The sequence below is a fragment of the Actinoplanes sp. NPDC051859 genome (assembly GCF_044452725.1).
GTDB lineage: Bacteria > Actinomycetota > Actinomycetes > Mycobacteriales > Micromonosporaceae > Actinoplanes.
In genome coordinates this window covers 179666-202200 of record NZ_JBITBX010000002.1, presented here as the reverse complement: position 1 = coordinate 202200, position 22535 = coordinate 179666, and the positions used below count along the sequence as shown (strand labels likewise).

The following is a 22535-nucleotide window of genomic DNA, read 5'->3' as shown; positions in this document are numbered from 1 at the left end:
GCGACAGTTCTGCTCCGAGCCTGCGCTACCGAAATCGTGACCCGACCGCGTCGAAGCTCTCCTCAGCTGATCCGTTCCACAGTGGCGGCGTCCACGTCCCCGCCGTTGTACTTGTCGAGTACCGCCTGAAACACGGTGGGGTCGTCCGCTGCCCGGGCGAACAGTGTCATCGACGAGCACAACTTGAGCTCGTCGGGATAGCCGAAGATCTGTTGAGCGGTCCGGCCTTCCAGGTCCAGTAGTACCTGCGCGCATTCGACCAGCCGCGGGCCGAGAACCGGATGAGCTAGGTAGGCGCGGGCTTCGGCAAGGTCGCTGATCGCGTACGTGCGGGCGGTCGGGCTGAAGCCCAGCCCGGCAATCTGCGGAAACACAAACCACATCCAGTGGCTGCGTTTCTCCCCCGCCCGCAACTCACCCAACGCCCGGTCATAAACCGGCGCCTGCGCCGCCACGAACCGCTCAAGTTCAGCCATGCCCGGTCCCCTCGCCGTCCAGTTCAACCGCCATGATGTGCTCCCGCCGTACGCCATCGGGCAGGACCTCGCCGAGTTCACCCGTAGCCCGGAACCCCTGCCTCCGATACAGCGCTTCCGCATGGCTGTTACCGGCAACGACAGCCAGTCGCAGCCTTCGCGCACCGGCCTGCACTGCCCACTGCGCCACCGCTTGGACCAGGCGGTCGCCGACGCCCTGACCCCGGCCGCTCGGCGCCACATACATCGAGATCAGCTCGATGGTCCGCTTGTTTTCGTTAGGAATGCCGCTCGCCATGCCAACGGGTCGGCCGGCAGTGATCGCAAGGAGATTGTAGGAGCCGGGAAGGGAAAGCCGCGCACGCCAGCGTTCCTCCCGGTCACCGTCACCCTGCCAGTCGGCGAGTTGCGACCCAAACGCGGACGCTGATTCCTCGAGCGCGAGAAGCCGCAACTCCCGCCAGAGCCGCCAGTCATCCGGCGTCACCACCCGCATCTCGATCACCCGCCCAGCCTGGTCGGTGCGCGGGAACTCAGGCAACGCCATTTTCGATAGCTACCTCGGAACCGCCAGCGCTAAGCGGCGAAGTCCCCGCGCTGCCGCCGAGCGATCAGGTCGTAGATCGCGATGATGGAGGCTGCACCGACGATTTCACCACGGACGATGCGCGCGGCTGCTTCGTCCAGCGGCACCCATGCGACGCGTTCGGCTTCGTTGACGTCGGTCGTCCCGCCGATGAAGTCCGCACCCCGGCCCAGGTACAGCAGGTTTTCCGCGTCCGCGGTGCCGACCCAAGGCTGGAAGGACGCCAACGGCTCCAGCGAGCGGGGCCGCCATCCGGTCTCTTCCTCGACCTCCCGGGCAGCAGCCTCTGCCGGGTCCTCAGCTTCGTCCACGTAGCCACCGGGGAGCTCCCAGACCCACCGGTCGATCACGAACCGGTGCCGCCACATCATGAGCAGGCGCCATCGGTCGTCCACCACGGCGACCATCGCCGACTGAGGAGCCCTGATGACGTACTGCTCGAAGCGCACCCCGTCGGGGAGCTCGACGTCCGCGATGCTCAACCGGGCCCGGCGCGAGCCATCGACGATCCGCTCGCCATGGATGGTCCACCGGGTCGACTCGATCGCACGCTCTTCGGTCACACCCCAGTATCCGATGTCGCCCGCAGCGCGTGGACAGCGAGCTGATCAGTCGGTGAAGAGGGCGGGCTCCACCTGCACCGCTTGGCCTTCGCGGATCTCGAGGACGACACGCTGGCCCAACGGTCGGGCCAGATTGAGGTCGGCGGTACGGGTAAAGCCCTGCAGCGTGCACAACTCGCCGTACGAGTGCGGCTGTGCCATGAGGACGACGACCACGGCGGTGGCGGATTCGACGGATTCGGCGTAGTAGTCGGCGCCGCACGGTTCGGTCGCCGGACCTTTGGTGCCGGTGAAGGTGACGGTCAGCCGGGTGCTGCCCGGTGCGCCCCGAGCAGAGGTGATGGAGTGTCCGTTGGCGGAGCTCCAGGACGGGGCGCTGGAGGCGGGAGGCGAGGAGTCGGTGGTCGCGTCGTGGTGGGCCAGCACGGCGGCCGCTTGCTGACGGAGCTCTCCGAGGGTCCCGCCGGTAGGGGCCGCCGGCACGGGGTCGGCACCGATCACGTCGTCATCAGTGCATCCGGCGGTCTGGGCCGCGGCGAGGATCATGGCCGCGACCAGCGGCCAGCGGTACGGACGCTCCATCAGGCAACTGAAGCATGCTGGCGGAAGCCCTGGGTGGGGCATTCGCCGAGATGAAGGCCCGGCAAGCCGAGATGAAGGCCGGAAAGGATGGTGGGCGCGGCAGGTTTCGAACCTGCGACCCCTCGCTTGTAAGGCGAGTGCTCTCCCACTGAGCTACGCGCCCGGCTCCGCAGAAACCGGAGTCGTCATCCTACCCGGTCAGCCGACCAGCTCCGTCAGGGCCTTCCGCCAGCCGTCCTGGTCGCGCCGCTCGCCGGGGCCGGTCATCTCGGCGAAGCGGACCACGCCGGCCTTGTCGATGAGGAAGGTGCCGCGGTTGGCGAAGCCGGCCTCGTCGTTGAAGGTGCCGTACGCCTGGGCGACCCCGCCGTGCGGCCAGAAGTCGGCGAGGAGCGGGAATTCGTAGCCCTCCCGCTCCGCCCAGATTTTGTGGCTGTAGGCGGAGTCGACGCTGACCGTGAGGACCTGGACGTCCTCGTTGGCGTACGCCGGGAGGTTGTCCTTGATCTCGGCCAGCTCGCCCTGGCAGGTGCCGGTGAAGGCGAGGGGGTAGAAGACCAGGAGCACCGCTTTGCGGCCGCGGAAGTCAGCGAGGGTGACCTCCTGGTTGTTCTGGTCCTTCAGGGTGAATTCCGGCGCTTCGGTGCCCACGTCGATCAGCATGCGGTAACGATAAACGGCCGCGCCGAATGGCCGCGCGGCGGCAAGGTCCGCGCGGCTGGCGACCGCAGAGTTGCGGGTGCCGTTACTTCTTCTTGGCTCCGCGTGGGGAGACCAGCCGGGCGGCGGTCCAGTCCTTGCCGGCGTTCACCGTGGAGGTCTGCTGCAGGCCAGCCGTGGGTGCGCTTTCACTGACCTCGCTCGGTTCGACGTGGCCGTCGCGGCCCGCCTTGGGGGTCAGGAGCCACACCACGCCGCTGTCCGCGAGCGGGCCCAGGGCATCCGTGAGGACTTCGAAGAGGTCACCGTCGCCGTCGCGATACCAGAGCAGTACCGCGTCGACCACCTCGTCGGTGTCCTCGTCGACCAAATCACCCACGCGTTCGGTCAGGGCGTCACGGAGGGCCTCGTCGACATCGTCGTCGTAGCCCATCTCCATGACCACCATGTTCGGCTCGAGGCCGAACCGGTCCGCCAGGCTGCGTACGCCGTCGGCCTGACCAGCGGTCGCGCTCACTGTCGAATTCCTCCTTGCTGTTCACGACATTCTGTGGGGGTAGTCCACACACTCGGGGCCGTGCGCGCAAGTGGCGCACCGCGTGTGTGGCAATTTACCGTGCCAGCAGGGCGTGGGCGCCCTGTGTGATCGCATCTTCCCCGATCAGGACGTGCTGCGCTGCCGGACCCAGTGGAACGAGCGAATCCGCGGCCGCTATTCGCCGGGCCGAGCCGACGAAACCGCCGTCTACCAGGGCCGCAAGGATTCCTTCGCCGACGCCGCCGGAGCGGCGGGTTTCGTCGGCGATCAGGATTCGGCCGGTCGCCGACGCCTCGCGGAGCAGGTCGGCGACCGGGAGCGGGCTGAGCCAGCGCAAATCCACCACTCGGGACCCGAATCCTTCGTCGGCGAGGCGGGCGGCGACGCGCAGTGCCATCCGGACGCCGTTGCCGAAGGTCGCGATGGTGAGGTCGCCGGCTGCGCCGACCGGGTAGGTGCGGGCCCGGCCGATCGGCACGTGCGCGGTTTGCCACTCTTCCGGCGGCGCGTACGGCGCCAGCCACTCGCCGTCGCCCGGCTGGAACAGGTCGCGGGCGTGGTAGAGCGCGATGGGCTCCAGGAACACGCTGACGGTGCCGTCGACGGCTGCCGCGGCCAGGCAGGACCGCAGCATGGGTGCGGCGTCCGCCGGCCGGGCGGGCACGGCCAACACCATTCCGGGTACGTCGCGCAGCACAGCCACCGAGTTGTCGTTGTGGAAGTGGCCGCCGAAGCCCTCCTGATAGGCCAGCCCGGCGACTCGGACGACCATGGGGTTGCGGAAGGCGCCCTGCGAGAAGAAGGCCATCGTGGCGGCTTCTCCGCGGAGCTGGTCTTCGGCGTTGTGCAGGTAGGCCAGGTACTGGATTTCGGGGATGGGGAGGTGGCCGGCCAACGCGGTGCCGAGTCCGAGGCCCAGGATGGACGTCTCGTCGAGCAGGGTGTCGAAGACCTGGTCGGGGCCGAAGCGGTCGAGCAGGTTCTTGGTGACGCCGTAGACGCCGCCCTTGGCTGCGACGTCTTCGCCGTACACGAGGGCTTCGGGGTGGGTGAGCAGGGCGTCGGTGAGCGTGGCGTTGATCGTCCGGGCGAGGGTGAGCGGGCCGCCGTTCTCGGGCAGTTTGCCGCCGAAGGCGCGCAGGCGGGCCGCGGAGCCGGCCCCGCGGGCCCGGGTGGCGGTGTCGGCGATGTGCCGGGCGGTGCGCAGTGGCCGCCGCGGAGCCAGCGGCGCCACGACTTCGGCCGTGGTGGCGAGTTTGGGTTCGCCGAGCACTTCCTCGGCGATCTTGCGGACCTGCCAGCCCAGTTCGTCGTAGCGGGCCAGCAGCGCCGCTCCGGTGGCGAAGCCACCCGCGACCAGGCGGCGGGCGGTTCCGGTCAGCGGGTCACGCGCGAGGTCGTCGGCGATTTCCGCCCGATTTCGGTACGCGACCTCAGCGTCCGCCCCCGCATGCCCCATCAGCCGCACCGTCCGCAGGTGCAGCACGGCCGGCCGCCGCTGCTCCCGCACCCACTCCACAGCCGCACGCGCGGTGTCGTACGCGGACACCGGATCGCACCCGTCGGCGGCGAGGTAGCGCAGGCCGGGTCGGGCGCGCAGGGTTTCGGCGACCCAGCCCGGCGGGGAGGCGACGCTGATGCCGTAGCCGTTGTCCTCGCAGACCAGCAGCAGGGGCAGCTGCCGGCCGGTGTGGGCGTACCAGCCGAGGGTGTTGAGGGCGGCTGTGGCGCTGGCGTGGTTGACCGAGGCGTCGCCGAAGGACGCGACGGCGATCGCGTCGGCCGGCCAGGGTGGGGTGACACCCGGCTGGGCGGCGCTGAGGGCGTACGCGAGACCGACGGCTCGGGGCAGGTGCGAGGCGATGGTCGACGTGGTGGGGATGATGTGCAGGTCCGCGCGGCCGAAAATTTTGTGCCGGCCGCCGGCGAGGGGTTCGGCGGCTGAGGCGACGACGCCACGCAGGACGTCTCGGGCGGCGTCGAGGAGCGCGGAGTCGTCCGGTGCACGGTTGGCGGCGCGCGCACAGTAGAACGCTCCCGAGCGGTAGTGCAGCAGGGCGGGGTCGTCCGGGCGTAGGGCGGCGGCGACGGCGGCGTTTCCTTCGTGGCCGGACGAGCCGATGGTGTAGAAGCCCTCGTCGAAGCCGCGCAGCCAGCGGGCGGCGAGATCGAGGTGTCGGCTGGTCACCTGCGCGTCGAACAGCTGCCGGGCGACGGCCCCGGTGAGCGCGGAGCCGGCACACACCGGGTCCTCGGCGGACCGGGAGCCGCCCGGCGCGGGCGGGTCGTCCGGCTCCAGGGCCGTGACGGCGGCGCGGAACCACTCGTCGAGGTGCTGCGGGGTGGTCACCCGCATCAGCATTGCCGACCCTGGACAGACCCGCCACCGCTCGGATGACCGCGGGCGATTCGGCTGCGGGCGTGCGATGAGGCGTGGTCGGCTGGATGCATGTCGATATGGGCCGGTGCGGGCCGGGTCGTGCTGTGCGGACTGTGGTTCCTGAGCGTAGGGGCGTCCTTCCTGGTCATGGACCTCTACCTGTAAGACTCGCGGGCATGGACAGCATCGTGATCACCGTGCGGACTGGTGGCAGACCGGTCGTGCGCGACCTGACCGCCGAGGCCGAGCGGTTCGTCGACGGCCGCGGCGATGGTCTGCTGCACGTGTTCGTGCCGCATGCGACAGCGGGGCTCGCCATCATCGAGACCGGGGCCGGGTCCGACGACGACCTGCTGACGGCCATCGAGGATCTGCTGCCCGCCGAGGACAAGTGGCGGCATCGGCACGGCTCACGCGGGCACGGCCGGGACCACGTGCTGCCCGCCTGGATCCCGCCGTACGCGTCACTGCCCGTGCTGGCCGGCCGGATCGCGCTCGGCACCTGGCAGTCCATCTGCCTCGTGGACCCCAATGGCGACAACCCGGAACGCCAGGTGCGGTTCAGCTTTCTCCAAGGTTGAGGGTCCCGCGCCGAAGTTACTGGTCAGTACCTGTGGCGAGCATCGCGTAGCCGGACGGTAGGCGTGACGCCAGCCACCGCCAGGGGGCAGGATGGAACCATTCACCCGTCCTACCCGCACCCGACCAAGAGGAATGCCTGTGGCCACGGAACGCAAGCGCCCGGTGATCAGCGACGGCCTACCGAGCCAGCTTCCGGACATCGACCCCGAGGAGACCGGCGAGTGGGTCGACTCCCTCGACGGGGTCATCGACGAGCGCGGCGCCAAGCGCGCCCGGTACGTGATGCTGCGCCTGCTCGAGCGGGCCCGGGAGCGTCAGGTGGGCGTACCGCCCTTGACCTCGACGGACTTCATCAACACGATTCCGCCGGAGCGGGAGCCGTGGTTCCCGGGTGACGAGTTCGTGGAGCGGCGGATCCGGGCGTACATCCGGTGGAACGCGGCGATGCTGGTGCACCGCGCGCAGCGTCCGGAGATCGGCGTCGGCGGCCACATCTCCACGTACGCGTCGAGCGCCAGCCTCTACGAGGTCGGCATGAACCACTTCTTCCGCGGCAAGGAGCACCCCGGCGGCGGAGACCACATCTTCTTCCAGGGCCACGCCTCCCCCGGCATGTACGCCCGCGCGTACCTCGAGGGCCGGCTGACCACGCACGACCTGGACGGCTTCCGGCAGGAGCTGTCGCACCCGGGTGGCGGCCTGCCGTCCTACCCGCACCCGCGGCTGATGCCGGACTTCTGGGAGTTCCCGACGGTCAGCATGGGCCTCGGCCCGCTGAACGCGATCTACCAGGCCCGGTTCAACCGCTACCTGCACAACCGCGGGATCAAGGACACCAGCCAGCAGCGCGTCTGGGCGTTCCTCGGCGACGGCGAGATGGACGAGGTCGAGTCGCTCGGCGCGATCGGGCTGGCCGCCCGCGAGGAGCTGGACAACCTCACCTTCGTGATCAACTGCAACCTGCAGCGGCTCGACGGCCCGGTGCGCGGCAACGGCAAGGTCATCCAGGAGCTGGAGGCGTTCTTCCGCGGCGCCGGCTGGAACGTGATCAAGGTCGTCTGGGGCCGCGAGTGGGACCCGCTGCTCGCCGCCGACACCGACGGCGCCCTGGTCAACCTCATGAACGTGACGCCGGACGGCGACTACCAGACCTACAAGGGCGAGTCCGGCGCGTACGTGCGGGAGAACTTCTTCGGCCGCGACCCGCGCACCCGCAAGCTGGTCGAGCACATGTCCGACGACGAGGTGTGGAACCTCAAGCGCGGCGGCCACGACTACAAGAAGCTGTACGCGGCTTACAAGGCCGCCACCGAGCACACCGGCCAGCCGACGGTGATCCTGGCGCACACCATCAAGGGCTGGACGCTGGGCTCGCACTTCGAGGCCCGCAACGCCACGCACCAGATGAAGAAGCTGACCCTGGACGACCTCAAGGGCTTCCGGGACCGGCTCTACCTGGAGATCTCCGACAAGCAGCTGGAAGAGAACCCGTATCTCCCGCCGTATTTCCACCCCGGCGAGAACTCGGACGAGATCGAGTACCTGCGGGAGCGGCGGCGGGAGCTGGGCGGCTCGATCCCGACCCGGCGGACCAAGAGCATCCCGCTGGCGATTCCGGAGTCGGCGCGGTTCGGCGACGTGAAGCGGGGCTCGGGCAAGCAGAAGGTCGCCACCACGATGGCGTTCGTCCGCCTGCTCAAGGACATCATGAAGGACAAGGAGTTCGGCGCCCGCTGGGTGCCGATCATCCCGGACGAGGCCCGGACGTTCGGCATGGACTCGTTGTTCCCGACGAAGAAGATCTACTCGCCGCACGGGCAGACGTACACCTCGGTGGACCGGGAGCTGTTCCTGTCCTACAAGGAGTCGACCACCGGGCAGATCCTGCACGAGGGCATCAACGAGGCCGGTTCCACGGCCAGCTTCATCGCCGCGGGCACCTCGTACGCGACGCACGGCGAACCGATGATCCCGCTGTACATCTTCTACTCGATGTTCGGCTTCCAGCGCACCGCCGACGAGCTGTGGGCGGCGGCGGACCAGATGACCCGCGGCTTCCTGCTCGGCGCCACGGCCGGCCGGACCACGCTGAACGGCGAGGGTCTCCAGCACGAGGACGGCCACTCGCTGCTGATCGCGGCGACGAACCCCGCGGTGGTCGCGTACGACCCGGCGTTCGCGTTCGAGATCGCGCACATCATCGAGAACGGCCTGCACCGCATGTACGGCGAGCAGCAGGAGAACATCTTCTACTACCTCACCGTCTACAACGAGCCGATCCTGCAGCCCGCCGAGCCGGCGAACGTGGACGTCGAGGGCCTGCTCAAGGGCATGTACCGGTACGCCGCGGCGCCGGAGACCACCGGCCCGCGGGCGCAGCTGCTCGCGTCGGGCACCGGCATGCAGTGGGCGCTCAAGGCACAGAACCTGCTGGCCCAGGACTGGGGTGTGGCCGCGGACGTGTGGTCGGTGACCTCGTGGACCGAGCTGCGCCGCGACGCGGTGGAGGTCGAGGAGCACAACCTGCTGCACCCGGGTGACCAGCCGCGCAAGCCGTACGTGCAGACCGCGCTGGAGGGCACGGACGGCCCGGTGGTCGCGGTCAGCGACTGGATGCGGGCAGTGCCGGACCTGGTCAGCCGCTGGGTGCCGAACGACTACACGTCGCTGGGCACGGACGGTTTCGGCATGAGCGACACCCGGCACGCGCTGCGCCGCCACTTCCACGTGGACGCGGAGTCGGTGACGGTGGCGACGCTGCGTCAGCTCGCGCTGCGCGGCAAGGTGCCGGCGCACGTGCCGGCCGAGGCCGCCAAGAAGTACGCGATCGACGACGTGAACGCCGCCCCGGTGGGCGAGACCGGCGGCGACAGCTAGTCACAGCTAAAGGGGGATGTGCCGCCTGGCGCATCCCCCTTTTTGCTATGCGGGGATGTAGGAGACGACTTCGACGCCGGTCTTGGTGGTCCACGAGCCGGTGTGGCTCAGCGCCACCTTGGTGCCCTCGTGCCAGAGCCGGCGGCCCTCGCCGACGACGACCGGGAAGACCATGAACCGGTACTCGTCGACGAGGTTGTGTCGGGTCAGGTAGTTGAGCAGGTCGGCGCTGCCGTTGAGAAGCAGGTTGCCGGGTTCGGCCTTGAGCGCGGCGACCGCCTCGTGGACCTCGCCGGTCAGGAAGCTGGCGTTCCACTCGGGCTGGGTCAGCGTGGTGGTGGCGACGTGCTTGGGCATCCCGTTCATCTTCTTGCCGAAGTCGCCGGTGCTGGCTTCCATCTGCGGCCAGGCGGCTTTGAAGCCCTCGTAGGTCTTGCGGCCGAGCAGCAGCGCGTCGGCCTCGGTGAGGTTCGCCTCCTGCCAGCTGCCGAGCTCGTCGTTGAAGTAGGGACCACTCCAGGCCGGTTCCTCGAAGACACCGTCGAGAGTTACGTACGAGACCGCCACCAGCTTGCCCATCCGCTGATCGTAAGCCCGCCGGCGATGATTCTTCCGAAGGAGACCGGGGCCCGTTAGAGTCCGAGACACTTTCGCGTTTCCCCAGGGGGGACCATGAGTGTCACGCAGGGCGCCCCGGCCGCACTGGCCGAGCCGGTAGTACCCGTCCGGCGCTCGTGGATCGGCCTGCTCTTCGCGGCCAACCTGGGACTGTGGATGGTCTTCTTCACCCCGGTGCAGGTGCTGCTGCCTGAGCAGATCGCCGAGATCGGCGCCGCCGACAAAGAGGTCACCCTGGGCTGGGTCACCGCGATCGGCGCCCTGGTGGCGATCATCGTCAACCCCGCAGCGGGGGCCTGGTCGGATCGGTCGCGCTTCAAGATCGGCAGTCGCGCGTACGGAAGGAGGCACGTCTGGACCCTCGGCGGTGCCGCCCTCGCGGCGATCTCCCTGCTCTTCCTCGGGGTGCAGCATTCGGTGGCCGGGGTGGCGCTGGGCTGGGCAGGCACGATGGCCGGCCTCAACGTCATGCTCGCGACCCTGAGCGCGGCGGTGCCCGACCGGGTGCCGGTCACGCAGCGCGGCCAGGTGTCCGGCTGGATCGGCATGCCGCAGGCGCTCGGGCTCGTGCTGGGCGCCGTCCTGGTCACCGCCGTCGTCACCGGCACGCTGAGCGGATACGTGGCGATGGCGGTCGGACTCATCGTGCTGGCCGTGCCGTTCGCGCTGCTGACGCCGGACGATCCGCTGCCCGCCACCACCACCGCCCGGCCGCCGGGCGAATCGATCCTGCGGGTGCTGCGCCGGCATCCCGACTTCGTGTGGGCCTGGGGCACCCGGTTCCTGGTCCAGCTCGGCAACGCGCTCGGGACGCTCTACCTGCTGTATTTCCTCACCGACGAGGTCCGGCTCGACGACCCGGACACCGGCCTGCTGATCATGATCCTGCTCTACACGGTGGGCATGGTCGCCACGGCCGTGGTCGGCGGCCGGCTGTCCGACCGCTCCGGCCGCCGCAAGATCTACGTGGTGTGGTCCGGCGTCGCCATCGCCGTGGCCGCCCTGTTGCTGGCGATCTGGCCCACCTGGCCGGTCGCGATGGTGGGCTCGGTGCTGCTCGGCGCGGGCTACGGCGTGTATCTGGCCGTGGACACCGCGCTGATCACCCAGGTGCTGCCCACCGCGGTGGACCGGGCCAAAGACCTCGGCGTGATCAACATTGCCACCGCGGCGCCGCAGGTGCTCGGGCCGGCACTGGCCGCCCCGATCGTCACCCACCTTGGCGGCTATCCGACCCTTTACGCGGCCACGGCCGGGGTCACCCTGCTCGGCGCGGTGCTGGTGGTGCAGATCCGCTCGGTGCCCTGACGGTTATCCGGGTGACGGGCGCCGTAGGCTGGTCTCGTGACTGTACGCGTACGCTTCGCCCCCTCTCCGACCGGAATGTTCCACGTCGGCGGCGCCCGCTCGGCGCTGCAGAACTGGATCGTCGCCCAGCAGACCGGCGGCACCTTCGTCCTGCGGATCGAGGACACCGACGCCGCCCGTAACCGTCCGGAATGGACCGAGGGCATCATCCAGGCCCTCGACTGGATCGGCATCGAGCGCGGCTCCTACGAAGGCCCCTACTTCCAGTCGACCTACGCCGCCGAGCACACCGCCGCCGCCACCCGGCTCTACGGCGAAGGCCGCGCGTACTACTGCGACTGCGCCCGCGACGACGTCATCCAGCGCACCGGCAACACCCACACCGGCTACGACGGCTTCTGCCGGGAGCGTGCGCTCGGCCCGGGTGAGGGTCGGGCCCTGCGCTTCCGTACGCCGGACGAGGGCGCGACCGTGGTCGTCGACCTGGTCCGCGGCGAGCCGACCTTCGAGAACAAGCTCCTCGAGGACTTCGTCATCGCCCGCAGCAACGGCACAGCGGTGTTCCTGCTCGCCAACGTGGTCGACGACATGACCATGGGCATCACCCACGTCATCCGGGCCGAGGAGCACCTGCCCAACACCCCCAAGCAGCAGCTGCTGTGGGAGGCGCTGGGCGTGAAGCCGCCGGTGTGGGCGCACGTCCCGGTCATCGTCAACGAGAAGCGGCAGAAGCTGTCGAAGCGCCGCGACAAGGTGGCCCTCGAGTCGTACCGCGACGAGGGTTACCTCGCCGCCGCGATGCGCAACTACCTGATGCTGCTCGGCTGGGCGCCCAGCGGCGACCGGGAGATCGTGCCCTGGGAGACCGTGCTGGCGGAGTTCAAGCTCGAAGGCGTCAACCACGCCCCCGCCTTCTTCGACGTCAAGAAGCTGCGCGCCTTCAACGGCGAATACATCCGGGCGCTGTCGGCCGAGGAGTTCGCGTCGGTCTGCGCGCCCTGGCTGTCCGGCACCTCGACCATCCCGGCACCGCCGTGGGACCCGGCCGCGTTCGACACCCGGGTGTTCGCCGCGGTCGCGCCGCTGGCTCAGACCCGGATCGCGGTGCTCAGCGAGATCGTGGAATACGTCGACTTCCTCTTCCTCGACGAGCCGGCAACCGACGAGCAGTCCTGGAACAAGGCCATGAAGGAGGGCGCCGGCGACATCCTCGACGCCGCCGCGGCCGCTTTCGGTGCGCTCGACGAGTGGACGGCTGAGCCGCTGAAGACCGCGCTCGAAGCCGTCGGCGAGGAGCGCGGACTCAAGCTCGGCAAGACCCAGGCGCCGGTCCGGGTCGCCGCCACCGGACGCACGATCGGCCTGCCGCTCTTCGAATCGCTCGAGATGCTGGGCCGGGAACGGACCCTGGCCCGGCTCGCCGCTGCCCGGGCGAAGCTCGGCTGAACTGCCTGTCAGCACCAGAGAATGCGCGCGTCGGGGCTCCCGGCGCGCGCATTACCTCATCCGACAGTGATCGCGCCATCGCCACCCGTCGTTGGAGTATGACTCTCAGCACGTCGGGTGATCCGGGCACCCACAGCTTGCGCCAGCTCGATACTATTCGCGCGCTGATCAGCGGTCATCACTGCTCTTCCTCAGCGTTTCTCTGATAGCTCCAAAAGGCCACGGCCCTGGGTGCGCTCGGAGCACGCCACGGGAGAGTCTGGAGGCAGGACCCGAGCAGCGCAGGCATAGACCATCACGCAGGCGGGGGAGGCCGACGATGGCACGAGGGATCTTCGGAAAGCTGGCGTCGGCAGCCGGTCTGGTGACCGCGGCGGCGGTGCTCGGCACCGGAATCGGTTCGGCGGCGCACGCCGCTCCGCTACCGCACCGGGAGGAGTCCCCGGCCGCGACGACCAAGGCGACGCTGCCGACCACGCTGCAGATTGCCGGCACCGACAGCCCGGAGATCGTCGTCCAGCAGGCCGACCGGCCGGACCTCTTCCAGCGCATGCTCAGTGAGGTCAACTGGCTGTCGGCCGCCGAGCCCACGACGAACAAGCCCGGCTCCGACAAGCTCGGTCCGAAGTACACCATCACGGTGATCGCCAAGGACAAGCCCACCCAGCAGTACGACCTCTATCCGCTGGCAGCCGGCGGGCCGCGGGCCTACCGCCCGGAGAAGCAGCCGAACGGCACCGCGAGCGCCGGCTGGTTCTACGGCCGGCTCACCATGTCCGAGTCGCTGCGGCTCACCGGCGCCCCGCTCAAGCCCAAGCCGGACGTGGTCACCGGCGGCATCGGCGGCGGCATCGGCGAAGAGGTGGACCGCAAGGAGCTCGACCCGGTCGCCATCGGCAACGAGATCGCCGGCGACATGCGCAACCTGTTCCTCATCAACGCGGCCGTGCTGGTCGTGGTCCTGATCGGCCTGGGCGGCGTCGCCTTCCTGGTCCGCCGCCGGATCTAGTCGCCGGACGGGCGCACCGGGATCTTGAAGATGGGGCAGGCCGGGGCGGGGGCGTTGCAGCGCTCCCCCAGGCCGAAGGCGTCCAGCAGCTTGGGGTTTGTCGCCACGTCGGCCAGTTCGCGGCCGGTCAGCGGCGGTTCGCCCTGCTCACCGTCGCCGGTGCCCCGCTCGCCCGTGGCCTGGACCGCGACTGTGCGGCCGTCGACCGTGCGGCGGGCGATCACCTGACGGACCTGCCAGTCCTCGTCGGCGGTGTCGGCGTAGCGGGCGTACTCGATGCCGGCTTTGGTGCGATCCGGGCGGGCGCACGCGGTCTCGTCGGCGAGCACCGGCAGACACAGCCCGGCCGGTGCGTCGAACACGGCCACCTCGATCAGGCCGTGCGGGCGGCCGTCCGATTCCGTCACCGCGTACTGCCGCCAGCCGGAACCCGAGGCGGGCAGGCGGGGCACGATGCTGCGGTCCTTCGCCTCGATCGGACCGACGAGGATGTTCAGCACCGGATCCAACTCGGCGGACGGGCGCGGCTGGGCGACCGGCACCGCGGCGGCCGAGCGGGGCTTCGGGCCGGGTAACAAGACCGTGGTGAGCGCGTACCCGAGCAGCACGACGACCACGATGGCGGCCATCCCACCGAGGATCACCGAGCGGGCGCGGCGGCGGCGCAGCCGATCCGCGCGGCGGAAGATGTCCTGGACCGCGTCGTCGATCGGCGGCTCGCCGGCACAGGCCTGTTCCAGGACAGCGGTCATGGCGGCGCTCATGACGCCACCGGCTGGGTCGCGCGGAGCAGGGCGTTGAAGGCCGACAGGCCCTCCGCCTCGTACTCGGTGACCTTGTTGCCGTCCAGGCCGAGCACGTCCGCGGTCTCGGCAACGGCGAGATGGCAGAAGTGGTGCAGGACGAGCACCGCCCGGCACTTGGGCGGCAGCCGGCGCAGCGCGTCCAGCACAAGCACGGTGTAGACGTCGCCGAGCGCTGCGTCCGTGTCGGCGGCCCCGCGGTCGGCGGGCTCCGGCGGGGCGACGAAGACATGCTCGCGGCGGCTGTGCGACGGCTTGAAGGCGGCCATCAGGTCCCCGTACGCCCACAGGTCCAGGTCGCCGACATCGGGATCGGTCAACGCACGGGCGAGGGTGGCGCGGGCGAGATCGCCAGCGCGGGTCCAGTCGCCGCACATCAGGAACGCGGCGCGGCGCAGGTGGACGTACCGCTGAGCCACATAGTCGTCGGTCATCGCGTTCCTCCGTACCTTTTGCACCTTTATAGGGCATAGGACGGGGGCGCCGACGCGGAACGGGGGTCACACGACCCGGATGGTGACCTCCACGAGCCGGATCAGGTCGTCGAGGTCCGCGTCGAACTCGGCGGCGGAATTCTCCACCTCGTTCTCCGGATCCAGGCTGCCGGACGGTAGGCCACCGGTCACCTCGCCGGTCGTGTAGCCGAGCAGGAAGGCGCAGATCATCCGGGTCAACCGCGGCACCTCAGCGGCGGGCACACCGGCATCGTGCAACGTGTTGCGCAGGGCCGCGGTCAGCCAGGAGCCGCCGGGCGACGGGCGGTTGAGCAGCAGCGGGTACGCCGACGGGTGCCGGCGGGACAGTTCGCGCACCGCCCGACCCAGCGCCCGCAGTCGCTGCCGCCAGTCGATGTCCGCCGGGTCGTCGCCGTACGCCGAGCCGAGCTCCAGGTGCAGCAGGTCGACCAGACCGTCCAGCAGCGCGTCCTTACCCCCCACGTACGGGTAGAGCGCCATCGAGGTGAGGCCTACCCGTTCCGCCACCGCGCGCATGGACATGGCGGACAGCCCGCGCTCGTCGACGAGGGCCAGGGCCTGGTCGAGTATCAGCCGTCTCTTGTCGTCCACTGCCCTACCGTGTCGGCCGTCGACCTGCACGGACGCTGGACGCGCCGCAGCGCCGCCGGCAGTCACTCCCCCGGGTGAGGGTTTAGCACCAACGGCCGGGTGGCCGACCACGGCCGGCCGCACGCCGCCGCGGTCGCACGGCTCCGTGCAGGTGCGCGCCGGCCCAACCGCGCAGCTCCGACCGGCAGCCGCCCCGGTGCGGGACGTCGTCGGTCGGCTCGTCACCGGCCGGCCGTACGGCGAGCGCGGCGTCGGGCGCGGCTTCCTCGGCGTCGTGCTCTGCTTCGGTACGTACGCCTTCGTGCTCGGTCATGTCCGCCTCCTTCCGCCGTGCGCCGGTACTGGGGTCTGATCGGCACCGCGACGCCCGGCTTGACCCTCTGCGGGGACCGGTCCGTGCGGCGCTAGGACGACACCATGCCAGGTCACCGACCGAAACTGGGGGGAAGGCGCACCGCGATTACGGACAAATCTCCCAAAAGTCACGGCAATGTGGTCCGCGACACTCCCGTCTCGCCCGCCCCCTGACATGCTGGGCGGGTGGCGGAGCGCGGCAGGCCTGGGGCGGCGAAGCGCCCTCCTCTGGCGGCCACCCTGCGCAGGGTCGAGCGCAGCGCCGGTGATCTCGCCTCGGCGAGCGTGGTTCGGATGGACGAGACGCTGCCCTGGTTCCGGGCACTGCCCGCGGACCAACGCTCCTCGATCATGCTGGTGGCCCAGGCCGGCGTCCGGTCCCTGGTCGAGTGGCTGCGCTCCGGCGGCACCGCGGCCGGCACCCAGGAAATCTCCGACGAGGTCTTCGCGGCCGCACCCCGCGCCTTGGCCCGCTCGATCACGCTGACGCAGACCGTGCAGCTCATCAAAGTCACCATCGACGTCGCCGAGTCCCAGGTCAGCCACCTGGCTGCGGCTGGTGAGGAGGGCGCTCTCACCGAGGCCATCCTCAAGTTCTCCCGGGAGATCGCCTTTTCCGCGGCCCGGGTCTACGCCCGGGCCGCCGAGTCGCGGGGCGCGTGGGACGCCCGGCTGCAGGCCCTGCTGGTGGACGCCCTGCTGCGCGGCGACTCCTCGGACGTCCTCGCCAGCCGGGCAGCCGCACTGGGCTGGGCCGACGCTCCGCCGGTGGCCGTGGTGGTCGGGCGCTCCCCCGGCGGCGACCACACCGCCGTCCTGCACACCGTCTACCGCGCCGCCCGACGCGCCCGGGTCGAGGTGATCGGCGGCGTGCACGGCGACCGGCTGGTGGTGGTGATGGGCGGCGCCGCCGACCCGATGGCGATCGCGGAACAACTCGCCCCCGCCTTCGGCGAGGGGCCGGTGGTCGTCGGCCCGGCCGTCCCGTCGCTGGATCACGCCACCGAATCGGCGCGGGCGGCACTGTCCGGTTTCAGGGCCGCCCAAGCGTGGCCCGCGGCTCCCACCCCGGTCGCCGCGGAGGCTCTGCTGCCCGAGCGAGCCCTGGCCGGCGACTCCGAAGCCCGCCGCGCGTTGCGCCACGACGTGTATGGCGCCCTGACCCGGGCGGGCGGCGGCCTCCTGGAGACCCTGGACGCGTTCTTCAGCACGGGCGGCGTGCTGGAAAGCGCGGCCCGCGAGTTGTTCGTGCATCCCAACACCGTCCGGTACCGACTCAAGCGGGTCGCCGAAGTGACCGGATTGTCCCCTCTGGACGGCCGCGACGCGTTCGCGCTGCGGATGGCGCTGACCATCGGACGGCTCGATCCTGCGAGCTAGCTCACGGCAACGAGTCGGCCGGCGAAACGTCACGGGTATGCCCAGAAATACCCACGGATACGGACAAAATAGAGCCGGGTTTGTAGGAACCCCACAACGCCGGTCGTAGGGTTTGGTCGCCGGCGGCAACCGCGGAACGGGTTCACATCCGGAAGAGTCAAGGACGTGCTCGCCGTACTCTCGCCCGGCCAGGGCTCCCAGAAGCCCGGCTTCCTCTCCCCGTGGCTCGAACTCTCCGGTGCCGAAGCCCGCCTGAAGTGGTGGTCCGCCCTCGCCGGCGTCGACCTCATCCACCTCGGCACCCAGGCCGACGCCGACAAGATCAAGGACACCGCCCGGACCCAGCCCCTGCTGGTCGCCGCCGCCCTGCTCGCCGCCGAGCACCTCCCGATGTACGACGTCGGCCTGGTCGCCGGCCACAGCGTCGGCGAGCTCGGCGCCGCCGCCCTGGCCGGCGTGCTGCCCGCCGAAGCCGCGATCACCCTCGCCGGCGTCCGCGGCCGGGAGATGGCCGCCGCCTGCGCCCTCGAACCGACCGGCATGAGCGCCGTCCTCGGCGGTGACGCCGACACCGTCGTCGCCGCGATCGAGCAGCACGGCCTCTATCCCGCCAACCGCAACGGCGCCGGCCAGATCGTCGCCGCCGGCGCCCTCGACGCCCTCGGCAAGTTCGCCGCCGAGCCGCCGGAGGGAGCCCGGGTCCGGGCGCTCGCCGTCGCCGGCGCGTTCCACACGCCGTACATGGCCCCCGCCGAGCAGGCGCTCGGCGCGGTCGCCAGCGGCGTCAGCGTGGCCGACCCGGCCCGCATCCTGCTGTCGAACCTGGACGGCTCCGCCGTCATCCACGGCCGCGAAATGGTGCAGCGCCTGGTTCGCCAGGTCACCGCACCGGTCCGCTGGGACCTGGTCATGCGCACCCTGCGCGACCTCGGCGTCACCGGCATCATCGAGCTGCCGCCGGCCGGCACCCTTGCCGGCCTGGTCAAGCGCGAACTCAAGGGCGACAACGCGCCGGAGATCGTCACCCTCAACACGCCGGACGACCTGCCCGCAGCCCGCGACCTCGCCGCCCGGCACGGGATGGTCCCCAGCCTCGAACCGACGCCGGTCTTCCGCGTGGTCGTGGCATCCAGCGCCGGCACCTTCGAGCCCGCCGAAGGCCTCGAGGAAGGCGCGGCCGTCCGCACCGGCCAGGTCATCGGCGCCGTGGTGACCCGGCAAGGACCGGTCGAGGTAGCCGCGCACGCTGCGGGCGTACTCACCGAGTGGCTCGCCCACCACGACGACCCGGTGGCCCCCGGTCAGCCCGTCGCCCGCATCGGGCAGCCGGAATGACCCCGCCGAGCGTGACCGAAGGAGCAGCAGGATGACAGCGGGATCCCGCATCGTCGCGATGGGCCACTATCAGCCCTCGCGGATCGTGACCAACGACGACCTCGCCACGATCGTCGACACCAACGACGAGTGGATCCGGGACCGGGTCGGCATCGCCGAACGCCGGATCGCGGACACCGAGACGGTCGCCGACATGGCCACCTTCGCCGCCGAGAAGGCGCTGGCGAGCTCGGGCCTCACCGCCGCGGACATCGACATGGTCATCGTCGCCACCTGCTCCTCGGTCGACCGCTGCCCCAACGTCGCCACCCGGGTCGCCGCCCGGCTCGGCGTCACCGCACCGGCCGCGTTCGACCTCAACACCGCCTGCTCCGGCTTTTCGTACGGCCTCGCCACCGCCGACCACGCCATGCGCGCCGGCGCCGCCCGCAACGCCATCGTGATCGGCGCCGAGAAGCTGTCCGACCTGGTCGACTGGACCGACCGCAGCACCGCCGTCCTGTTCGGCGACGGTGCCGGGGCTGCCGTGGTGACCGCGGTCGCCGACGGCGAACAGGCCGGCGTCGGCCCGGTGCTCTGGGGCTCCGCCCCGGAGAAAGGCGACGTGCTGCGGATCGAGGGCTGGCGGCCGTACATCCAGCAGGAGGGCCAGAGCGTCTTCCGCTGGGCGACGACCGCGCTCGCCCCGTTCGCGCTGCAGACCTGCGAGCGGGCCGGGGTCAAGGTGGAGGAACTTGCCGCCTTCGTTCCGCACCAGGCCAACACCCGAATCATCGACGGCATCGTTAAGCGGTTGGGCCTCGGTCCCGACGTGGTCGTCGCCAAGGACCTCGTCGAGTCCGGCAACACCTCGGCGGCAAGCATGCCGCTGGCCCTGTCCAAGCTGATCGAACGGCGCGAGGTGCCTTCGGGCGCCCCGGTGCTGCTCTTCGGCTTCGGCGGCGGCCTCACGTACGCCGGGCAGGTCATCCGCTGCCCGTAGCGGCGGATGCGAGGCCCGACGAGTTTTCACCCACCATCGAGAGGAACCACCGAACAATGGCTACCCGCGTTGAGATCACCTCCGGCCTCGCCGAGATCCTGGAGGAGGTCGCCGGGGTGAACCCGGAAGACGTCGCCGAGGAGAAGTCCTTCACCGACGACCTGGACGTGGACTCGCTCTCCATGGTCGAGGTCGTGGTGGCCGCCGAGGAGAAGTTCGGCGTCAAGATCCCGGACAACGAGGTGCAGAACCTCAAGACCGTCGGCGACGCCGTGTCCTTCATCGAGGCGAACCACTGACATGAGCTCCACTGACGTCGTCGTCACCGGGCTCGGCGCGACGACCCCGCTCGGCGGGGACGTCGCGTCCACCTGGGACGCCATGCTCACCGGCCGCTCCGGGGTGGCTCCGCTCACCCAGGAGTGGGCCGGCCAGCTGCCCGTCCGCATCGCCGCCTCCCTGGCGGTCGACCCGTCCGAGGTGATCGAGCGGGTCCGGCTGCGCAAGCTCGACCGCTCCGAGGCGATCGCACTGGTCGCCGCGCACCAGGCCTGGGCCGACTCCGGCCTCGCCGACTCGGGTCTCGACCCCGAGCGCCTCGCCGTCAGCTTCGGCAGCGGCATCGGCGGCGCGATCACCCTGCTCAACCAGGACGACATCCTGGAGGCCTCCGGGCCGCGCCGGGTCAGCCCGCACACCGTGCCGATGCTCATGCCCAACGGCCCGGCCGCCTGGGTCGGCATCGACCTCGGCGCGCAGGCCGGCGTCCACTCGATGGCAAGCGCCTGCGCCACCGGTGCGGAAGCGATGTCGCTCGGCCTCGACCTGATCCGCGCCGGCCGTGCCGACGTGGTCGTCTGCGGCGGCACCGAGGCGGTCATCCACCCACTGCCGATCGCCGGGTTCGCCTCGATGCGGGCCATGTCGACCCGCAACGACGCCCCGGAACGGGCCTCCCGCCCCTGGGACAAGGGCCGCGACGGCTTCGTCCTGGGCGAAGGCGGCGGTGCGCTCGTGCTCGAACGCGCCGACCACGCCATCGCCCGCGGCGCCACCATCTACGCCCGGCTCGCCGGCGCCGGCATCACCTCGGACGGCTTCGACATCGTCCAGCCGGACCCGGAGTGCCGCGGCGGCATCCGCGCCATGACCAAGGCGATCCGCGACGCCGGCCTGACCGGCGCCGACATTGCCCACGTCAACGCGCACGCCACCTCCACCCCGGTCGGCGACATGGGCGAGATCCGGGGCATCCGGGCCGCGGTCGGCGACCACCCGGTGCTCACCTCCACCAAGTCGATGTCCGGTCACCTGCTCGGTGCCGCGGGCGCGCTCGAGTCGATCGCCACCATCCTGGCGATCCGCGACAGCGTCGTCCCGCCCACCATCAACCTGGACGACCCGGACGAGCGGCTCGACCTCGACGTGGCCGCGCACAAGGCGCGCCCGCTGGAGATCGCGGCCGCGATGAACAACTCGTTCGGCTTCGGGGGCCACAACGTGGCGCTCGTCTTCACCCGCGCGTGACCCCTCATCCCACTTTGGAGAACGCCGTGACCACCACCTCCACTCCGGCCGACGCGGCCATAGTCGATCAGCGCGACCCCGAAGTGCGCCTGCGCGCGCTCTTCGACGGGGGCACCCTGCGCCTGCTGGCGCCCAAGGACGACTCGGGCGTGCTGTGGGCCCGCGGCGAGGTCGACGGCACGCCGGCCATCGCCTTCGCCACCGACGCCACCCGACAGGGCGGCGCGATGGGCCTCGAAGGCTGCCGGCACGTCGTCGACGCCATCGACACGGCGGTCCGCGAGCGGATCCCGGTGCTCGGCCTCTGGCACTCCGGCGGCGCCCGGCTCGCCGAGGGCGTCGTCGCCCTCGACGGTGTCGGCCAGGTGTTCGCCGCCATGGTCCGGGCCTCCGGCCGGGTCCCGCAGATCTCGGTCGTGCTCGGCCCGGCGGCCGGCGGTGCCGCGTACGGCCCGGCGCTCACCGACATCGTGATCATGAGCAAGGGCGGCCGGATCTTCGTGACCGGTCCCGAGGTGGTCCGCAGCGTCACGGGTGAGCAGGTCGACATGGAACGGCTCGGTGGCCCCGAGCCGCACGGCCGCCGCTCCGGCGTCGTGCACATCACGACCAAGGACGACGAGACCGCCCTCGCTCAGGCGCGCAAGCTCACCGTCCTCCTCGGCCACCAGGGCCGGCTCACCCCCGCCGACATCGCCGAGGGCGCCGAGGAAGGCCACGACCTCAGCGCCGTGATGCCCGCCGAGGCCAACCGGGCGTACGACGTCAAGCCGGTCGTCAAGGCCCTGCTCGACGAGCCGGGTGTGGAACTGCACGCCAAGTGGGCGCCGAACATCAACACGACCCTGGGCCGATTCGCCGGCCGTACGGTCGGCATCATCGCCAACAACCCGCTGCGCCTCGGCGGCTGCCTCGACGCGTCCAGCGCCGAGAAGGCCGCGCGGTTCGTGCGGATGTGCGACTCGCTGGGCGTACCGCTGATCGTGCTGGTCGACGTGCCCGGCTACCTGCCCGGTCTGGGCCAGGAATGGGACGGCGTCGTGCGCCGCGGCGCCAAGCTGCTGCACGCGTTCGCCGAGGCCGTCGTGCCCCGGGTCACCCTGGTGACGCGCAAGGCGTACGGAGGCGCGTACATCGCGATGAACTCCCGTTCGCTGGGTGCCACCGCGGTGTTCGCCTGGCCCAACGCCGAGGTGGCGGTCATGGGCGCCAGCGCGGCCGTGAATATCCTGCACCGCAAGAAGCTGGCGGCGGCCCCGCACGAGGAGCGGGACGCGCTGCGGGAACAGCTGATCCAGGAGCAGATCACCACCGCGGGCGGCGTCAACCGCGCGCTGGAGATCGGCGTCGTGGACGACGTCATCAAGCCGGAGGAAACCCGGCGCCGCCTCGCCGAGGCGCTGGCCGCGGCCCCCGCCGCCCGGGGAGCACACGGCAACATCCCGCTCTGATCCGAGCACAC

The 22535-nt window shown here is 70.7% G+C and carries 23 protein-coding genes and 1 tRNA gene; 11 read left to right on the top strand and 13 right to left on the bottom strand.

Annotation, left to right across the window (positions count from 1 at the left end):
• Positions 1–62: 62 nt before the first annotated feature.
• From ACIA1L_RS04825 to ACIA1L_RS04790, 8 genes are all read right to left on the bottom strand, one after another.
• Positions 63–476, bottom strand: coding sequence for a DUF1810 domain-containing protein (locus ACIA1L_RS04825; protein WP_396071173.1), 414 nt, complete (start codon positions 474–476; stop codon positions 63–65).
• Complete coding sequence (locus ACIA1L_RS04820; protein ID WP_396071762.1) at positions 469–972, bottom strand: GNAT family N-acetyltransferase; 504 nt, start codon at positions 970–972, stop codon at positions 469–471. Before ACIA1L_RS04820 ends, ACIA1L_RS04825 begins: the two co-directional genes overlap by 8 nt.
• 80 nt (positions 973–1052) lie before the next feature.
• Positions 1053–1625, bottom strand: coding sequence for an NUDIX domain-containing protein (locus ACIA1L_RS04815; protein ID WP_396071172.1), 573 nt, complete (start codon positions 1623–1625; stop codon positions 1053–1055).
• Between the two features lie 45 nt (positions 1626–1670).
• On the bottom strand, positions 1671–2207 hold the full coding sequence (locus ACIA1L_RS04810) for a hypothetical protein (protein ID WP_396071171.1): 537 nt from the start codon (positions 2205–2207) through the stop codon (positions 1671–1673).
• An 88-nt stretch (positions 2208–2295) separates the two neighbouring features.
• A tRNA-Val gene (locus ACIA1L_RS04805) sits at positions 2296–2370 on the bottom strand.
• Between the two features lie 35 nt (positions 2371–2405).
• On the bottom strand, positions 2406–2870 hold the full coding sequence (locus ACIA1L_RS04800) for a peroxiredoxin (RefSeq protein ID WP_396071170.1): 465 nt from the start codon (positions 2868–2870) through the stop codon (positions 2406–2408).
• An 82-nt stretch (positions 2871–2952) separates the two neighbouring features.
• Positions 2953–3384 carry a DUF3052 domain-containing protein gene (locus ACIA1L_RS04795; protein WP_396071169.1) on the bottom strand — a complete coding sequence of 144 codons (432 nt, stop codon included), beginning with the start codon at positions 3382–3384 and terminating at the stop codon, positions 2953–2955.
• 94 nt (positions 3385–3478) lie between these two features.
• Positions 3479–5767 (bottom strand): thiamine pyrophosphate-dependent enzyme, encoded by a 2289-nt coding sequence (locus ACIA1L_RS04790; protein ID WP_396071168.1) that lies wholly within the window; start codon positions 5765–5767, stop codon positions 3479–3481.
• Positions 5768–5961: 194 nt separating this feature from the next.
• Here ACIA1L_RS04790 and ACIA1L_RS04785 point away from each other — a divergent pair, with 194 nt between their 5' ends.
• Complete coding sequence (locus tag ACIA1L_RS04785) at positions 5962–6366, top strand: YjbQ family protein (protein ID WP_396071167.1); 405 nt, start codon at positions 5962–5964, stop codon at positions 6364–6366.
• Between the two features lie 139 nt (positions 6367–6505).
• A complete protein-coding gene (gene aceE, locus ACIA1L_RS04780) occupies positions 6506–9244 on the top strand; it encodes a pyruvate dehydrogenase (acetyl-transferring), homodimeric type (protein WP_396071166.1) in 2739 nt (912 codons plus the stop codon).
• A 45-nt stretch (positions 9245–9289) separates the two neighbouring features.
• Here the strand turns inward: aceE and ACIA1L_RS04775 are convergent, their stop codons facing one another.
• A complete protein-coding gene (locus ACIA1L_RS04775; RefSeq protein WP_396071165.1) occupies positions 9290–9823 on the bottom strand; it encodes a dihydrofolate reductase family protein in 534 nt (177 codons plus the stop codon).
• A gap of 93 nt (positions 9824–9916) precedes the next feature.
• Here ACIA1L_RS04775 and ACIA1L_RS04770 point away from each other — a divergent pair, with 93 nt between their 5' ends.
• The 3 genes from ACIA1L_RS04770 to ACIA1L_RS04760 all read left to right on the top strand — a co-directional run bounded on the left by ACIA1L_RS04770 (position 9917) and on the right by ACIA1L_RS04760 (position 13625).
• On the top strand, positions 9917–11170 hold the full coding sequence (locus ACIA1L_RS04770; protein ID WP_396071164.1) for an MFS transporter: 1254 nt from the start codon (positions 9917–9919) through the stop codon (positions 11168–11170).
• Between the two features lie 36 nt (positions 11171–11206).
• Positions 11207–12616 (top strand): glutamate--tRNA ligase, encoded by a 1410-nt coding sequence (gene gltX, locus ACIA1L_RS04765; protein ID WP_396071163.1) that lies wholly within the window; start codon positions 11207–11209, stop codon positions 12614–12616.
• Between the two features lie 319 nt (positions 12617–12935).
• A complete protein-coding gene (locus ACIA1L_RS04760; RefSeq protein WP_396071162.1) occupies positions 12936–13625 on the top strand; it encodes a hypothetical protein in 690 nt (229 codons plus the stop codon).
• Here ACIA1L_RS04760 and ACIA1L_RS04755 read toward each other — a convergent pair.
• The 4 genes from ACIA1L_RS04755 to ACIA1L_RS04740 form a co-directional block, all read right to left on the bottom strand.
• Positions 13622–14389, bottom strand: coding sequence for a hypothetical protein (locus ACIA1L_RS04755; protein ID WP_396071161.1), 768 nt, complete (start codon positions 14387–14389; stop codon positions 13622–13624). The genes ACIA1L_RS04760 and ACIA1L_RS04755 overlap by 4 nt on opposite strands.
• The gene (locus tag ACIA1L_RS04750; protein WP_396071160.1) at positions 14386–14862 is read right to left on the bottom strand and encodes a sigma factor-like helix-turn-helix DNA-binding protein; all 477 of its coding nucleotides are present in this window, start codon (positions 14860–14862) and stop codon (positions 14386–14388) included. The genes ACIA1L_RS04755 and ACIA1L_RS04750 overlap by 4 nt, the downstream gene beginning before the upstream one ends.
• Positions 14863–14928: 66 nt before the next feature.
• Positions 14929–15495: a TetR/AcrR family transcriptional regulator gene (locus ACIA1L_RS04745; RefSeq protein WP_396071159.1), complete on the bottom strand. Its 567-nt coding sequence runs from the start codon at positions 15493–15495 to the stop codon at positions 14929–14931.
• An 82-nt stretch (positions 15496–15577) separates the two neighbouring features.
• Entirely contained in the window at positions 15578–15808 is a 231-nt protein-coding gene (locus tag ACIA1L_RS04740) for a hypothetical protein (RefSeq protein ID WP_396071158.1), read from the bottom strand.
• Positions 15809–16035: 227 nt separating this feature from the next.
• Between ACIA1L_RS04740 and ACIA1L_RS04735 the strand changes: the two genes are divergently transcribed.
• The 6 genes from ACIA1L_RS04735 to ACIA1L_RS04710 all read left to right on the top strand — a co-directional run bounded on the left by ACIA1L_RS04735 (position 16036) and on the right by ACIA1L_RS04710 (position 22524).
• Positions 16036–17229, top strand: a complete 1194-nt coding sequence (locus tag ACIA1L_RS04735; RefSeq protein WP_396071157.1) for a PucR family transcriptional regulator — start codon at positions 16036–16038, stop codon at positions 17227–17229.
• A 165-nt stretch (positions 17230–17394) separates the two neighbouring features.
• Entirely contained in the window at positions 17395–18564 is a 1170-nt protein-coding gene (locus ACIA1L_RS04730) for an acyltransferase domain-containing protein (RefSeq protein WP_396071156.1), read from the top strand.
• Between the two features lie 31 nt (positions 18565–18595).
• Positions 18596–19546 carry a beta-ketoacyl-ACP synthase III gene (locus ACIA1L_RS04725; protein ID WP_396071155.1) on the top strand — a complete coding sequence of 317 codons (951 nt, stop codon included), beginning with the start codon at positions 18596–18598 and terminating at the stop codon, positions 19544–19546.
• A gap of 56 nt (positions 19547–19602) precedes the next feature.
• A complete protein-coding gene (locus ACIA1L_RS04720) occupies positions 19603–19845 on the top strand; it encodes an acyl carrier protein (protein WP_396071154.1) in 243 nt (80 codons plus the stop codon).
• 1 nt (position 19846) lies between these two features.
• On the top strand, positions 19847–21073 hold the full coding sequence (fabF, locus tag ACIA1L_RS04715) for a beta-ketoacyl-ACP synthase II (protein ID WP_396071153.1): 1227 nt from the start codon (positions 19847–19849) through the stop codon (positions 21071–21073).
• 26 nt (positions 21074–21099) lie between these two features.
• Entirely contained in the window at positions 21100–22524 is a 1425-nt protein-coding gene (locus ACIA1L_RS04710) for an acyl-CoA carboxylase subunit beta (RefSeq protein WP_396071152.1), read from the top strand.
• The last annotated feature ends 11 nt before the right edge of the window (positions 22525–22535 follow it).